General features: G+C 56.8%; 14 protein-coding genes. 3 read left to right on the forward strand and 11 right to left on the reverse strand.

Annotation, left to right across the window (positions count from 1 at the left end):
* Positions 1–3 precede the first annotated feature (3 nt).
* The 11 genes from AC2D8U_RS06630 to AC2D8U_RS06680 form a co-directional block, all read right to left on the reverse strand.
* Positions 4–1,209, reverse strand: coding sequence for an efflux RND transporter periplasmic adaptor subunit (locus tag AC2D8U_RS06630; protein WP_484618269.1), 1,206 nt, complete (start codon positions 1,207–1,209; stop codon positions 4–6).
* Positions 1,206–2,366 (reverse strand): efflux RND transporter periplasmic adaptor subunit, encoded by a 1,161-nt coding sequence (locus AC2D8U_RS06635; RefSeq protein ID WP_484618270.1) that lies wholly within the window; start codon positions 2,364–2,366, stop codon positions 1,206–1,208. Before AC2D8U_RS06635 ends, AC2D8U_RS06630 begins: the two co-directional genes overlap by 4 nt.
* Complete coding sequence (locus AC2D8U_RS06640; protein ID WP_484618271.1) at positions 2,363–3,325, reverse strand: HlyD family secretion protein; 963 nt, start codon at positions 3,323–3,325, stop codon at positions 2,363–2,365. Before AC2D8U_RS06640 ends, AC2D8U_RS06635 begins: the two co-directional genes overlap by 4 nt.
* A complete protein-coding gene (locus AC2D8U_RS06645) occupies positions 3,312–4,004 on the reverse strand; it encodes an ABC transporter ATP-binding protein (protein ID WP_484618272.1) in 693 nt (230 codons plus the stop codon). The genes AC2D8U_RS06640 and AC2D8U_RS06645 overlap by 14 nt, the downstream gene beginning before the upstream one ends.
* 1,006 nt (positions 4,005–5,010) lie before the next feature.
* Positions 5,011–6,117 carry a M20/M25/M40 family metallo-hydrolase gene (locus AC2D8U_RS06650; protein WP_484618273.1) on the reverse strand — a complete coding sequence of 369 codons (1,107 nt, stop codon included), beginning with the start codon at positions 6,115–6,117 and terminating at the stop codon, positions 5,011–5,013.
* Positions 6,118–6,463: 346 nt separating this feature from the next.
* A complete protein-coding gene (locus AC2D8U_RS06655) occupies positions 6,464–6,823 on the reverse strand; it encodes a GFA family protein (protein WP_484618274.1) in 360 nt (119 codons plus the stop codon).
* A gap of 958 nt (positions 6,824–7,781) precedes the next feature.
* Positions 7,782–8,153, reverse strand: a complete 372-nt coding sequence (locus AC2D8U_RS06660) for a hypothetical protein (RefSeq protein ID WP_484618275.1) — start codon at positions 8,151–8,153, stop codon at positions 7,782–7,784.
* A 131-nt stretch (positions 8,154–8,284) separates the two neighbouring features.
* The gene (locus tag AC2D8U_RS06665) at positions 8,285–8,953 is read right to left on the reverse strand and encodes a hypothetical protein (RefSeq protein ID WP_484618276.1); all 669 of its coding nucleotides are present in this window, start codon (positions 8,951–8,953) and stop codon (positions 8,285–8,287) included.
* Positions 8,954–9,059: 106 nt separating this feature from the next.
* A complete protein-coding gene (locus AC2D8U_RS06670) occupies positions 9,060–9,398 on the reverse strand; it encodes a hypothetical protein (RefSeq protein ID WP_484618277.1) in 339 nt (112 codons plus the stop codon).
* A gap of 426 nt (positions 9,399–9,824) precedes the next feature.
* Positions 9,825–10,904: an endonuclease/exonuclease/phosphatase family protein gene (locus AC2D8U_RS06675; RefSeq protein WP_484618278.1), complete on the reverse strand. Its 1,080-nt coding sequence runs from the start codon at positions 10,902–10,904 to the stop codon at positions 9,825–9,827.
* Positions 10,858–11,235: a PH domain-containing protein gene (locus tag AC2D8U_RS06680; protein ID WP_484618279.1), complete on the reverse strand. Its 378-nt coding sequence runs from the start codon at positions 11,233–11,235 to the stop codon at positions 10,858–10,860. The genes AC2D8U_RS06675 and AC2D8U_RS06680 overlap by 47 nt, the downstream gene beginning before the upstream one ends.
* A 170-nt stretch (positions 11,236–11,405) precedes the next feature.
* Here AC2D8U_RS06680 and codB point away from each other — a divergent pair, with 170 nt between their 5' ends.
* From codB to AC2D8U_RS06695, 3 genes are all read left to right on the forward strand, one after another.
* Entirely contained in the window at positions 11,406–12,671 is a 1,266-nt protein-coding gene (gene codB, locus AC2D8U_RS06685; protein WP_484618280.1) for a cytosine permease, read from the forward strand.
* 3 nt (positions 12,672–12,674) lie between these two features.
* Entirely contained in the window at positions 12,675–13,949 is a 1,275-nt protein-coding gene (locus tag AC2D8U_RS06690; protein WP_484618281.1) for a cytosine deaminase, read from the forward strand.
* 247 nt (positions 13,950–14,196) lie between these two features.
* Positions 14,197–14,955, forward strand: coding sequence for a hypothetical protein (locus AC2D8U_RS06695; RefSeq protein WP_484618282.1), 759 nt, complete (start codon positions 14,197–14,199; stop codon positions 14,953–14,955).
* Positions 14,956–14,963: the final 8 nt, after the last annotated feature.

Genomic DNA, 14,963 nt, shown 5'->3' on the forward strand with positions numbered 1-14,963 from the left:
CCGTTACAGCAACAATCGATTACTCGGTTGGACCAAAGCCACCACATCACCCGCCTTCAGGCCCTCGGCGATCACCGTCTGTTCCAGGCTGCGTTGCGCCACGGTTACGGCTTGCATGGTAAAGCCATTGCCTTGTTGGACGTAGACCCAGTAGCGGCCATTCTCATTGAAGACGGCCTGATTGGGTACGGCCAGCACGCCGTCCTGCTGCGCCGCCATCACCTGGGCACGCAATTGACGACCCGGTTGCATGATCGCTGGCTGGGTTTCATCCAGGCAGACAACAAACTCAAAATACTTGACCGGGCTTCCCCGATCTTTCGGTTTGGCCAAGGAGTCCTGGCGGCAAACCTGCCCGCGAAACTGCCGGGTCGGGTAAGCATCCAGTGTCACACTGGCCGCCTGGCCGACCGCTAAACCGGCCGCGTCGGATTCCAGCACATACAGCCGCGCCTGCATCTCGGACAGGTCCGGCATGATCCCCAGCCGAGTCCCGGAATGGACGACATCACCCGGCATCGGCTGCAAGCCGCTGCTCCCCAGCTCCGCCACAAACATGCCGTCATGGGGTGCCTTGATCACCATCCGCTTGAGGTTCTCCTCGAAGCGGTCGATCGTGGTGGTAAAGCGCATCTGTTTTGCCTGAAGCAGATTTTGCTCGGCCTCCGCCTGGCTCTGATGTTCTGCCAGGCTGTAACGGAAATAATCCAGCTTGGCATCCAGATAGGACTGGTTGCGCATCAAGTCGATGATCTCAACCTTGGTATAGACCCGTTCATCGTCGCTAAAGAAAGCCTCCGCTAACGCCTCCTCCTCCTGGGTCACCCGGATCCCGACATCGATCTCGACGCTTTGTGTCTTGTCCTTATCGGACTGCATTTGCTGATCGAGTGCCAAGCGATCGTAGTCAAAACGCTCCCGCTTCAGTCCATACTTCGACCGGGTCGGATCCAGCAAAGCCACGACCTCTCCCGCCTTCACCTCGGTAAAATTGGGCAGCACCCAGGCGAGCGACTGACGTCCGTGCAGGCCGGAGGGCACCACCACGGGCATAGAGCGCCGAGCCTCCAGCTCCCCGGTTGCCGGGATCACCATACGAAAGTCCCCCAGGTCCACCGCATAGGTCAGTATCGACTCCTCGGCCTCCTCGCCGCAGCCGCTCAGCATCATCATGGCACTGAGCAGGATCGCAAACTTACCCTGCTTCATGGCATTACCACCTTATCACCCACACTCAGCCCCTCGGCAATGGCCACATATGACTCGCCGATCCCACCGATCTGCACCGGTACCACGCGATCGCCAAACCAACGCGATTGCAGCACATACGCCTGATCCCCTTCGAACCAAACGGCATCCTGTGGCAACAGGGGCTGCGCCTCACCCTCCGTCATCTCCAGGCTGATCTTGGCGGTCATGCCAGGACGCATCAGCTCAGGCATCACCGGAGTGATACTGGTGATCACATCAAACACCGCAAGGGGAAGATCCGGCGTTCGCTCCCGGAACACGGCGCCGATCTCCAGCACCTCACCGAAGAATTGACGATCCGGGTTGGCATCGAGACGAATGGCCACTCTCTGACCTACATGGACCCGGCTGGCCTCGACTTCGGGCACCGCCATATGCACCTGCATCTTAGACAGATCAGGCATGGTCAACAGGACATTCCCCACATAGGCAATGTCCCCCTGGCTCAGCTTGTTGCCACGGCTATCACTGCCATACACCACAATCCCGTCACGGGGGGCTCTCAGGGTCAGCGCCTCATACCCGTTCCTGAGCACCTCAAGTTCGCTCTCGAGCTTGCGTTGGTCCGTCTCCAGAATGGTATCGCGCTGTTTCGCCCGCTCCCGCTCCAGCTTAAGCTTCTCATCAACCATCGCTACCCTTTGGCGCTCAATACGATGGTCGAACTTGCGTTTTTCCTGCTCGATCTGTGCAATGGAATCATCGGACAGCTCCGCCTTGAGCTTGGCCTTTTCGTAGCGCATCCGAGCGTTGGCCAGATCCAACTTCAGCTTTTCGATCCGCTTCTCGTTACGCATCGCACTGGTGATCCTATCCTGCTTGGTCGCCTTAAGTCGGGATGCCCGCACCGAGATCGACTGCTTGACGTCAGAGGTATCCAACTGCACCAGTTGCTCGCCGGCCTGGACAAATTGACCTTCCGGCACCATCTCCTGGATCTGGTACTGCCACACCCGGCGAATGCTTGGCGGCATCACATTGACCGTATCGGCCGAATGCAGTTGACCGCTGATCTCTATCTTGTCCTGCAGATGCCCAGCCACCACCTCAATCTGCTCTGCGGGGCTACACCCGGTCAGTGCCAGTAACAAGGCACTCCATCCTAGCTGTCTCATTGCACCTCCGTGCTGAGCAATACACTCATGCCTGGCACGATATCGGCTTCCAACGCCCCATCGAACTGCACTTCCACTTCAAACCAGTTGCCAGAGCCCCAGCCCGGACGGAACGTAGCTCGGCGTCCGATGGCTGAGATGCTCGCACCATGAGCCTGCTGAAGCATGGCGTCCATCCTCACCTCGATGGGTTGTCCCAGGCTGAGACGGTCCACATCCACCTCGTTTACCCAGGCCCGAACCTGCAAGCGATCGGCGGAGGGAATGGCCCCCACCTGTCGGCCAACTTGAGCCGTATCACCGACCCCAAATTTGCGCTGCTGACGTTGATCAAAACCGTAGAGAACCGGCCCGGGGATCTGAGCCAGCAGGGTTAGCTGCTCAACCCCCTCCAATGCCAACTTCAGTTCCAGATCCGCTTTTTCCTGCTCCAGGGCAAGTTGCTCCAGGGTCAATTCATACCGAGCCTGCTGCTCCGACAGCTTCTGCTGGGCGACGACAAGGTCCTGCTCGGCCTTAAGCAAATTGAACTGATTTTCGGCGTGGCGTTTATTGGGGATATAGCCCTCGGGGATCGAAGCATCTAGCTCGGCTTTCTGCCGCTGAAGCTGCTTCTCAAGCACCTCAAACTCGGCCTGTACCACCTGGGCATCAAGCTCGACGATGCGACTCAGCTTTTGGGCTTCGACCCTTTCGACCTGAGCTTCTAGCTGCTCGATACGATCGGCAAGCTGGCTCTTATCGAAGATCACCACAGGCTGTCCCACCTCGGCGACAGCACCTTCGGGCAACATCCATTGGATCTGGTAGTGCCACCCTTCACCGGCCTTGGGCACCAACAAAGCCTGGGATTCCATGGATACCACCTGACCTGTGAGTAACAAGGGGGGGTGCTCAGCCATCGTGGCTGGGCTTACCAGGGCACAGAGCAAACCGGCACACAGACTAGGCCACCGCATTGTGACGCTCCTCAATCTTCTGGATCTGACCATCCCGCATCCGCACCACACGACGGGCATAGTCGGCGACCTCCTCTTCATGAGTCACGACGATGATGGTCTGGCCTTGCTGGTTTAGCTCGGTAAAGAGCGACATGATCTCATCGGTGGTCTTAGAATCGAGCGCCCCGGTAGGCTCATCCGCAAGCAGGATGGCCGGTTGGTTGATCAGGGAGCGAGCGATGGCGACCCGTTGACGCTGACCACCAGACAGCTGATTTGGCCTGTGCTTGTGGCGCTCGCCCAGGGCCACTCGCTGCAACAGCGCCTCGGCCCGTTGCCGATCCTCTGCACTGGGCTCGGCCTCGGCAAAACGCATGGGCAACAGGACATTATCCAGCGCTGTCAGCCTGGGTAGTAGGTGGAAGCTTTGAAAAATAAAGCCAATTTGACGATTTCGAATGGCGGAAAGCGCATCATCATCCAGACCGGAAACCGCTTCACCATCGAGATAAAAATCCCCACTGGTGGGACGATCCAGGCAACCGATCACGTTCATCAGGGTCGATTTTCCCGAGCCGGACGGCCCCATGATCGCAACAAAATCCCCTTGTTCGATCCGCAGATCGACCCCATTCAGGGCATATACCACTTCCTGACCCAGGGTATAGCGCTTGGTCAGGCCAACTATCTCTATCATATCCCGCGCATCCTGCAGTTTGGGCAGCCCGCAATGTATTACGACTGTCTGGACTCAATAGCGAGCCCTTAAGGTAAAGCAACTTACTAATAACGCTCGCAAACAGGCAAGTATGCTAATGAAAAGTTCGGTAAATCACTGATAACTCGTTAAATAAACGAACGAAAACCGACCTTTGGCACCACTTTCCCCCTCCCCCGTCATGCCCTGGCCGAGAGCAACTCCATACCGCCATCAACGCCGTACCGAGTACGCAGAGGCCATAGGCATCCCATACCATAAACAGCCGCTTACCCCGCCTGTGCTCACCCAAACCAAGCCCTGGCCCTGGCCCTGGCCCTGGCCCTGGCCCTGGCCAATAGGCCGAGCAATGGACAACCTAAAGATCAGCGGGACAAGGTCTCAACAGTCTCTTTAGCCCACGCCGTCATGCTTCTATTTCATGCCGTTGATAAAGAGGAAAAGAGGAAAAGAGGAAAAGAGGAAAAGAGGAAAAGAGGAAAAGAGGAAAAGAGAGAAAGAGGGAACATCGAAGATACAAACCGGCCGGCATGCATGCTCAGGCCAGACTCTGACGCGCAGCAACGACCAAGCCGAAGTAGATACGCCGGGACAGGGACGAAAACCCCAGGTTCAAACACTCAGCCAGGGAGCCCTTCGCCGGGCATTTTGCCCAGGCAGGGACTGCGCAGTCACAACACGCAGGAAGTGCGCAATCACAATAAAGGGGGACTCTCCGCATTTTCCTCAATCGCAGGATCCACATCAGAAAGTGAGGGCGATGGTTGACGGCACAGAGAGTGCCTGAGAGGGCCGCCCCTTTGCTCGCCACTCCCTAGGATCTCTGCCATCGCGACATTGATGTGTCCTACCCGGCAGTGTCGGCAAGGCGATTGGCACGATGAGCTAGTCACCCTTGATGACAGTTACAAACGCCATCGTCGGTTAACGCAATACAAAAAGCCCCGCCGACATGGGCGGGGCTTGGACCTGGAATCGACCGCGCTTAACGGCTCAGGAAGGTGTGCATAAACTCGGTGATCTTGGTCAGATCATCGATGGTGATGAACTCATCACAGGTATGCACCTTGGCCATGCCGGTGGACAGGTTGATGGTCTTGAGACCCTTGCCATTGAAGATGTTGGCATCGGAGCCACCGCCGGTGGAGGCGGTCAGCGGCGCAACACCATTGGCTTCAAAGGCCACCATGACACTTTGAACCAGGGGATCGCAATCGGCGATCTGGTAGGCGTTGTAGGCACGGCTGGACTGAATGTCGATCTGGGCGCCGTGCTTGTCTGCGGCAGCCTGGAAAGTCTCGGTCATGTGCGCCACCTGAGCAGCCAGCTTGTCGTCACACAGGGAGCGGGCTTCCGCTTCCAGAGAGAGGCTTGGCATCACGATATTGGTGGCCATACCGCCCTTCACCACACCGATGTTGGCGGTGGTTTCAGCGTCGATACGGGACAGCTTCATCTGGCTGATCGCATCGGAGGCCACGGTCAGGGCGTTGATCCCCTCCTCGGGGGCCAGACCGGCGTGGGCCGGACGACCGGTGATCTCAACTTTCAGGTTCTGCTGGCCCGGTGCCACTGTGATGATGGTGCCGATCTCACCGCCAGAGTCCAGCACCACACACTCGTTGGACTCCAGGTGGTCCATCTCGAACAGACGAGAGCCGTGCAAGCCGCCCTCTTCGTGAACGGTAAAGGCCAACTCGATGGTCTTGTGGGCAACGCCCTGCTCCTGCAGCGCGCGTACCGCTTCCATGATGGCGGCGATCCCGGACTTGTCGTCACCGCCAAGGATGGTGTCACCGGCAGAGCGGATCACGCCGTCTTCAATCACCGGCTCGATATCATTGCCCGGCGCCACGGTATCCATGTGGCAGCTCAGGGCAATGCTGCCCTCCAGGGTGCCAGCCAGTTTGGCGTACAGGTTGTGGCCGTTGGAGATCTCGGCCGGAACGGCCAGCTTCTTCACCTCGAAGCCCATCTGACCCAGCTGCTCGGCCAGGGTCTCGCTGATGGCTTTCTCGTTGATGGATTCGCTGTTGATCTTCACCAGTTCGATAAAGTGCTGGATCAGACGTTCTTGATTGATCTTTGACATAATTCACCTGCCGGACGCCGCCCGGTACCACAAGGAGTCATAAAAGGAGATATGGCCCACCATAGAGGATTGTGCGACGTCAGTTCAAACCCGCAGCAGAAGAAGTGGGATCCCGCGCAATCTGCCAGGCTTTCAACAGGGTAGATCGACCGGACTTGACCTCAAAGTGCAGCAAGAAGTCCTTTGGCCCCCCTGGCCACCAGTGAGTGCCGCAGCACAGCCAGTGCCCACCATAGCCCAGGCTCGGCTTCAGGGAACTCCCTGCCAGACAAGGGATCCGACTGCGCTTATTGGGCCCTAAGCGACTCCAGTCACGGCTTAAAGGCAGTAAGCCCTGGGCAAAACGTCACTCCAAGAATTTCCAGGTGTCTGCACCATCAAAAAGTCTCACTTTTACCTTGGAGGTCAATGAAACCGGGAACATGCGATAATTCACCGCAAGCCTTGGAGTTGCCGTGGAACTCGTTGACATATAATGCGTAATACAACCACACTCATTACACCGGTTAAAGTTGATCAACCTGTCGCCATGACAATAGGACGACAAACCCGGTTCCCCAACCACAACCTCCACATCGGATCCGGTGAAATAGCCCCAAATCGCCCCATATCGTGAGCAGATTGAACAATTACAACTCGTCGCCGTTTCAGTCAAATCGGGAATAGACAACTGAACATTACCGCAGTGACAACTTCCTTTAATCATATGCTTGCTCCATTACACCCAATCAAGGGATCCTACGTAGAACGTTCCTGCGGATGCAACGCGCTGAACGGCAACGCTCCGAACCAACACGCTCCGAACCAACACGCTCCGTAGGTTAGCTTAGCGGCAACGCCGCGTACGCTGACGGCTCTGAAAGCTCTGAAAGCTCTGAAAGCTCCGTAGGTTAGCTTAGCGGCAACGCCGCGTAAGCTGACGGCTCTGAAAGCTCTGAAAGCTCTGAAAGCTCCGTAGGTTAGCTTAGCGGCAACGCCGCGTAAGCTGACGGCTCTCTCCAACCAAACCCTGACCACCGAATATCACCGCCAAGCTCCGTAGGTTAGCTTAGCGGCAACGCCGCGTAAGCTGACGGCTCTCGCCAACCAAACCCTGACCACCGAATATCACCGCCAAGCTCCGCAGGTTCGCTTAGCGGCAACGCCGCGTAAGCTGACGGCTCTCGCTGTGTCCACGAAATCGGTTCAAAAGTAGCTCAGGGCACAAGCCACTCCCATGACGAGGGATGATGTCCCAAGCACGGATTGCGGTAAAAACTCAACGAACTGGGCATGATCCGACCCAAGGCTGCAGGGCACGGAGTAACCAGTTTCCCTGACTGGATCTGCCATGCACCTCATCGACAAGGAGTCAACCCAGTGGGTTGGCACCCCGCCATAGGTGAACTTGACTGGCGTCGCGCTGAAAAGGGACGAACACACCAACCGACTCGACTCCCGTCCGTCCTGGGTTACCGATGACTGTCTCGTGCCTCAACAGTCGCCGAAGCGCTGTTGACACCGGCAAAGCGCCGTGTAACCGAGCCCCTCTATGTGTTTGCGGCAAACGCTCGCTGAGACAGACGAAGCAGGGCTGCTCGGTTAACTCATTGCACTGACCTATTTGTCGGTGGGCGTTGCTTGTACCTCTTGACTCCGAGAAGACTCATATGTGTTATGTCAATTCAAGGCATAATTCCTGTAGACTTAGCACGCCCTTTGTTAACGCTTAGAACTTTTCCATCTTTTGCTAACTTAACAGTAATCACCTCAGACTTAACCAGCTCTAGTCCACTGGTTAATAGCTCTACTGAGTTTACCTTTGCAAAATCGACTTTCAAATGTTCTACAGGCGTTTTCTTGACGGCCTCTCTTACTTCTACCGTTACATCATCATAACCACTGACATTTTCAGAACCATATTTTTCTATGGCTGCTGAATAAGCTATTTTTATCGCTTGCTCCTTTTCCACATTGAAGAGCACCTGTTCAGAATTTACACATCCAAACAAAGCGATGAGTGTGCCTAGTCCAAAAATCAATCCTTTAACTTTCATTCGATGACCATTCCCTATGGTAGAAATAACGCCTAGCACAGCGGAAGCAGTTTGGTTGGCTAACGTATGCGAGGCACGAGCAACAGCCAACCAAATTTCGATCCATCTGAAGCGGCTTGTTAATGTTCATTCTATATCAACTGCTTAAGTCGCGTTAACAAAAATGTAGCAGCACTACCGTCATTAATAATTACAGGAGCAGCATTATCAACACTTAACGTATTAGAAGTTGTATCAAAGTAGAATCTTCCTTGATAAGACTCATCGGCATTAGTCTTGGAGATCTTCCTTACTATTGCTGAGTATATAGAGCCTTGCTTAATGACTGTGCCAAGCTTCACGTAGTAGTTACTTGTATTATCGTAAGCGACATACTCAAATGTTCCACCAGATATGTCAGTCCCTTGCCCGTTTTTCTTTTGTAGCACCCAACCATTTGCTTGCATGCAACTTGAATATATTTCGTTACGTGCACTCTTTGCGGCATTCACTCCAGAATAGTCACATTTCATTTGGGGTGTATGTGACTGACAGAATCCTAATGCAAACCCAGTTAGGCCCGTGCAATCCTGTCTAGGCGGTTGCACACAACTTGGTGACGGTACTGGCAATTTATATGCCTCGACATTACATTGCCCCTTTACTTTAGAGAATTCTAATTGAAAGTCGTTACTTTGTAGATGTGAAAGTTCCGCGTTAGTCCAATAATTTTGCCCCAAAGAATCTAGTTGGACTGTCTGATATGTCGTTACACAACCAGTCAATAGCCAAAACAATAGAGCAGACATCCATAGTCTCATTCCGTCCTCCTTGAACATTAACGCCCCCAACAGGGGACGAGCGTAGCGAGATCCCGCGCACACAGTGCGCATTTCTGATTGGGCTTGTTAGGCCTTGATGCTCCCATCAACTAGCCTTCAACACCTCTAGAAGCACAGCTACGAGAATCAGCAATATCATCCATACAATTGCTGGCCCGTAGTTTCCATTTTTTGCTTCAGACGCTAAGTAGGCATTGAATTCCTTTTTACTTTGCCTCCTACCGTGCTTTGATGCGAGATTATGATGGCCAAGCGAAGTTGAACCTGTGCTCACATACTCCTTTCCAGCAGCGAGAGTAGAAAGAGGCCCCATATCAACATCACCGTTCTCTTTTAGTACATACCAACTTGAACCTTCCTTGATGATGGTACGACCGTCAGATACTTGATATTGCCCGGCTTGAAGTCGTTTTACTGTAGTCATCCGTGTCCTATAGGCCTAACAGTGTTGTTATTGCGCCTGTGGCACCTTTATGGGCGCATTAACACCGGCGAAAGTGAATCCACGCTAACAAGCGAATCTAGCTCAATCAATGCCTTAAGTGCCTAACGGCACCGTTCTGTGGGTGAAACAGAGAAGCCGGATGGTGAAATGCAGCCAATCAGCCAATGACCGCATTTAACCCCTGGCGAACATTTAGGCTCCGCGACAGCGACATGCGCTTATGCCTCAAGGTCTACGTATCGCGGCGCGGGATCTGTACCTCGATACGTGGGTTGAATCGCACCCTGTGCGCCCGGCATCGTGGCTGCCGGCAAGTCCGATGCGAACTTGAATCCCCGTTGCACTGCGCCCGGCTTTCACAACCGGCTTTCACAGTCGACACTGACACTCTCCCACCGCTGGCACTCACTGCCGTATGCGGATCTGTGCCACCACCGCGGCATGATCGCTGCACTGGCGATCCGCCTCGGCGTCGTTGCGCACCAGGTGGGCATCAAAAGGCCGCACCCAGTCCACCTGGGCCAGGCTCATGCCGTGCTCTGGCCGAAAGGCGGCGGAGAGCAGGATATGATCCAACGTGGTGCCTATCGGCCCCCAGTAGTGGGTCGGTCCAACCGGACTGTGCTCCAGCGCCAGCTCAAAGGCACAGGACAGCGCACGCTCCTCGACCACCGCCTGGATCGCCTGCTGGGACAGGTCGCTGCCGCTGGGGCGCAGCGGCAGACGCTTGGGCGCCGAAAACAGGGCCAGGGTTTCCGAGCCGGGCACATCATTGAAGTCTCCCATCACCACGGTCGGCACGCTCTGATCTTGCCCCTGAAGATCCGCCAGCACACCCAGCGCCTCCGCCGTCCGCTGCCGGGCCGACAGCCAGCCACCGATCTTGGGCTCTAACCACAGGCGCTCGCTGTCGTCACCGCCGGACGCCTCCTTCAGCTCGGCGCGCTGAGATTTGAGATGCACCACGTAGATCCGCAGTGGGCCAAACCCCGGGATCCGGATCAGCGCCCGAAGGGGCGCTCGACTGAAGGCAAACTCCGGCAGGTCCAACTGTTCCAGCAGCTGAATTGATGGGGTGATCGGCACACAGGACTCGATGGGAAAACGACTGGCCAGGGCCACGGGGGGCGCAAAGTAAAGATACCCCTGCTCCCGCTTCGGCTCGCCAACCACGGCGAAATGCCCATAGCCCAATCCCTGCAGCTGTGCCTTGAGCGCCTGTGGGCTGAACACCTCCTGAAAGCCGAGAATGTCCGCCTGCACATTGGCCAGGTAACGGCCAAGCCACGCCTGTTTGTGTTGCCACTCCTGCTCGGTATAGATATTTTCCGGACTGTAGAAGGCCCCGGGCGGAGCCAGGTAGTTAAACAGGTTCAGCGTGGCCAGACGAAACCCATCCCGGGGAGTCGCTCCGTCCTCCATCATACCGCTGCCAAGATCAGCACAGGACCAGTCGGGCCAGGGCTTTCTGGATCCCAACCACATCCGTGCCCTTCTTCAGCTCCTGAACCAATGGCTCGGACTGGCCGGACAGCCAGAGCTTAAGCTCTGCATCCAGATCGAAGCGTCCCGAGGTCTCTACCGCGAAACGGGTGATGGATTTAAAGGGGATCGACAGGTAGCTGATCTTAGAACCTGTCATCCCCTGCTTGTCGATCAGGATGAGCCGTTTGTTGGTAAAGACGAAGAGATCCCGGACCAGCTTATAAGCCAGCTCCAGTTGCTCAGTCTCGATCAAAACCGGCTCCAACTCCTCGGCCAACTGGGTCAAATCAACTTCACTGGCGTTGCCCATCAGGGCGTTCAACAATCCCATCATTACGCTCCATGTCTCAGAACTTCCGTCCACTATTGGGTTCATTGTGATCCCTGCCCGCTTTCGTTGCAATCCGCTTGACTGGACAAAACACCCACGTAGACTCCCGCGCAATTTGTCTGGAGCCCTGAACTTCACTCAATTTTTATAACAATATTAGGAGCCTCGCCATGTCTGCCGATACCGAATACGGACTCAGTCCCGTCCCCCGTCAAGCTCGAAAGGGATTCATTCCCCTGACGCTGGTGATGTTGGGTTTGACCTTCTTCTCCGCCAGCATGTGGACCGGCGGCGCCCTCGGCACCGGCCTCAGCTTTAAAGAGTTCGCCCTCGCCGTTCTGATCGGCAACCTGCTCCTCGGCCTCTACACCGCTTCTCTTGGTTACATCGGTGCTTCCACCGGACTCTCCACTCACTTGCTGGCTCGATACTCCTTCGGCGTGAAAGGCTCCTGGCTCCCCTCCGCACTGCTTGGCGGCACCCAAGTGGGTTGGTTCGGTGTGGGTGTGGCCATGTTCGCCTTCCCGGTACAGAAGTTCACCGGGATCGACGCCTACATCCTGATCGGCGTTGCCGGCCTGGCGATGACCGCCACCGTCGCCTTTGGGATCAAGGCCCTGATGGTGCTCTCCACCATCGCCGTACCGGCCATCGCCCTGCTGGGCGGCTACTCCGTATTCCTGGCCGCGGACTCCGTGGGCGGCGTCAGTGAACTGACCAGCCTCACCCCGGCAGAGCCCATCGAGTTCAACATGGCCCTGGCCATGGTGGTCGGCTCCTTTATCAGCGCCGGCACCCTGACCGCCGACTTCGTTCGTTTCGGCAAAAGCCCACGCACCGCCGTGCTGATCACCCTGATCGCCTTCTTTATCGGCAACTCCCTGATGTTCATCTTCGGTGCCGCCGGCGCCGCCGCCACCGGTGAGTCCGATATCTCCGAGGTGATGTACCTGCAGGGCCTGCTCATTCCCGCCATCATCGTGCTGGGCCTGAATATCTGGACCACCAACGACAATGCCCTGTACGCCTCCGGCCTGGGCTTTGCCAACATCACAGGCTTCGACGCCAAGAGCCTCTCCATGCTCAACGGCCTGTTTGGTACCCTGTTCGCCATGTGGCTGTACAACAACTTCGTCGGCTGGCTGACCTTCCTCTCCGCCGCCATCCCGCCCATCGGCGGCGTCCTGATCGCCGACTACCTGATGAACCGCGAGCGCTACCACGACTTTGCCAACGCCAAGTTCCAGACCGTGCGTTGGAGCGCCCTGGCCGCCGTGGCCATCGGTGTGGCGGCTGGCCACTTCCTGCCCGGCATCGTCCCGGTCAATGCGGTGATCGGCGGTGCCCTCTCCTTCGTGCTGCTCGCTCGCCTGGAAAATAGCGTAAGCTCCAAACAAGCTCAGAGCCAAGCTCAGAACTCAGCCCAAGGAGCCTGATCCATGTTGGTCAACAACGTACACCTCGAAGGGCGTGACGGCCTGTGGCAGATCCAGAGCGACGAAGGCGTGATCCGCGCCATCGTCCCCATGGCCGATGCCTGCTCACAAAGCGCTCATGGCGAAGTCCTCGACGGTGAGGGCGGCCTGGCGGTCGCCCCCTTTATCGAGCCTCATGTCCATCTGGATACCACCCAGACCGCAGGCGAGCCTCGCTGGAACATCTCCGGCACCCTGTTTGAAGGCATCGAATGCTGGTCTGAGCGCAAGGCAATGCTGACGCCCGAGGATGTAAAAACTCGCGCCAAGCAGACCCTGAAATGGCAGATCGCCAATGGCGTCCAGTTTGTGCGTACTCACGTCGACGTCTCCGATCCGGATCTCATCGCCCTCAAGGCCATGATCGAACTGCGCGAAGAGATGAAAGCGTGGATCACCATCCAGATCGTCGCCTTTCCCCAGGAGGGCATTCAATCCTTCCCCAACGGCAAGGCGATCCTGCGTGAGGCGATGGAGCTGGGTGCCGATGTGATCGGCGCCATTCCCCACTTCGAGTTCACCCGAGAGTACGGCATCGAGTCGCTGCACTACATGTTCAGCCTGGCCGAAGAGTTCGACTGTCTGGTGGACGTGCACTGCGACGAGATCGACGACGAGCAGTCCCGCTTCATCGAGACCCTCGCCACCCTGGCCTACGAGCGTGGCATGGGCCATCGCGTCACCGCCAGCCACACCACGGCGATGCACTCCTACAACGGGGCCTACGCATCACGCCTGTTCCGTCTGCTGAAACTGTCCGACATCAACTTCGTCGCCAACCCCCTGGTGAACATCCACCTGCAGGGCCGCTTCGATGATTATCCCAAGCGCCGCGGGATCACCCGGGTCAAGGAGATGCTGGCCGCCGAGATCAACGTCTGCTTCGGCCACGACGATGTGTTCGATCCCTGGTATCCCCTGGGAACGGCCAACATGATGCAGGTGCTGCACATGGGCATGCACGTGTGTCAGATCATGGGCTATGACCAGCTCAATGACAGCCTCAAGCTGATTGGCCGCCACAGCGCCCGCACCCTGCAGGTGGAAGATCAATACGGCATCGAGGTGGGTAAGCCCATGAGCCTGCTGGTGCTGCCGGCGGAAAACGGCTTTGATGCCCTGCGCCGCCAGGTGCCGGTGCGCTACTCCATCCGTCATGGCAAGGTACTGGCCCAGACCCGTCCTGCACACACCGAGATCACCCTGGAAAACACCGAAGTGGTGGACTTCCGTCGCTAAGCCCGCCTTGGGCTCAGACTAAAAAAACACAGGCCCGGCGCATACGCACCGGGCCTGTTTGCATTGCCTCTCCGTCAGCATTAACCGTCCCAGGCCCCACCCAGAAACGATACAGAGGCCCTTTGTAACCCACTGTAACCATTTCCTCTTTTTCCTAGGCGATCACAAACTCGCCAAGCCGACTGGCGTTTCACCAAGCCAATCATCGATACTCCCGGCCAAATTGGACTGCCCTACTGAATGCCCCATGTTGAGATCGCTCCTGTATCCCCTTATCGCCCTGCTGCTCTCCGGTTGTGCCAACCCGGTTTACCTCAGCACAGGCAATACCCGCCTGGACAGCCCGGAGATCAGCAGCGAGGCCTGGCGACCCAAGGTTGGTTTGACCCTGGGCTCGGCGACGACTGCCAACTACTGGGTGGATGAGGATGCGCTCACTCATCGAGGTTATGAAGTGGACTTTGGAGTTCGTGGCAGCCTGACGGTCGCCCCCAAGCTTGCCCTCGCGGTTCGGGACGAAGAGAGCGGTACCCTCTACCAGATCCAATACCAGTTCTGGGGAGAGGGTCGGGGTAACGCTTCCGAAGGAAACCTGTCCCAGGCCTTGACCCTGGGAGCACTAACCCAGTCACAGAGTCGACAACGGACGCTGCGTGATCAGGACAAGAACGACGTTTATGATCGTTGGGCCCATGACATCACCGGGATCGATGCCGCCTGGATCCTGGGTTACCGGGCTTCGGATCTCGTGCTGCTGTACGGCGGCCCCTACTACCGGGACAACCGGCTCAAGGGGGAGCAGCGTCGCTGGTACCCGGATGAGGATCCCCACTGGCAACAGGACTACCGCCTGGATGGCCGCAGCTATGGGGCCAACCTGGCCATGGAGTTCCGCTGGCGCATGGGACTGGGCTTGACCCTGGAGTACGTGCGCAGCCACACCCGCTGGGAAGCCCTCAAAGAGAGTGACTCAAACCTCCACTTTTTGCTGGATTATCAATTTTAAGCCCAAAT

The organism is Ferrimonas sp. YIN67, from assembly GCF_057219095.1.

Coding starts and splice junctions, on each gene's coding strand:
- AC2D8U_RS06630 (WP_484618269.1), bottom strand. CDS start 1,209: ATGAAGCAGGGTAAGTTTGCGATCCTGCTCAGTGCCATGATGATGCTG.
- AC2D8U_RS06635 (WP_484618270.1), bottom strand. CDS start 2,366: ATGAGACAGCTAGGATGGAGTGCCTTGTTACTGGCACTGACCGGGTGT.
- AC2D8U_RS06640 (WP_484618271.1), bottom strand. CDS start 3,325: ATGCGGTGGCCTAGTCTGTGTGCCGGTTTGCTCTGTGCCCTGGTAAGC.
- AC2D8U_RS06645 (WP_484618272.1), bottom strand. CDS start 4,004: ATGATAGAGATAGTTGGCCTGACCAAGCGCTATACCCTGGGTCAGGAA.
- AC2D8U_RS06650 (WP_484618273.1), bottom strand. CDS start 6,117: ATGTCAAAGATCAATCAAGAACGTCTGATCCAGCACTTTATCGAACTG.
- AC2D8U_RS06655 (WP_484618274.1), bottom strand. CDS start 6,823: ATGATTAAAGGAAGTTGTCACTGCGGTAATGTTCAGTTGTCTATTCCC.
- AC2D8U_RS06660 (WP_484618275.1), bottom strand. CDS start 8,153: ATGAAAGTTAAAGGATTGATTTTTGGACTAGGCACACTCATCGCTTTG.
- AC2D8U_RS06665 (WP_484618276.1), bottom strand. CDS start 8,953: ATGAGACTATGGATGTCTGCTCTATTGTTTTGGCTATTGACTGGTTGT.
- AC2D8U_RS06670 (WP_484618277.1), bottom strand. CDS start 9,398: ATGACTACAGTAAAACGACTTCAAGCCGGGCAATATCAAGTATCTGAC.
- AC2D8U_RS06675 (WP_484618278.1), bottom strand. CDS start 10,904: ATGTGGTTGGGATCCAGAAAGCCCTGGCCCGACTGGTCCTGTGCTGAT.
- AC2D8U_RS06680 (WP_484618279.1), bottom strand. CDS start 11,235: ATGGGATTGTTGAACGCCCTGATGGGCAACGCCAGTGAAGTTGATTTG.
- codB (WP_484618280.1), top strand. CDS start 11,406: ATGTCTGCCGATACCGAATACGGACTCAGTCCCGTCCCCCGTCAAGCT.
- AC2D8U_RS06690 (WP_484618281.1), top strand. CDS start 12,675: ATGTTGGTCAACAACGTACACCTCGAAGGGCGTGACGGCCTGTGGCAG.
- AC2D8U_RS06695 (WP_484618282.1), top strand. CDS start 14,197: ATGTTGAGATCGCTCCTGTATCCCCTTATCGCCCTGCTGCTCTCCGGT.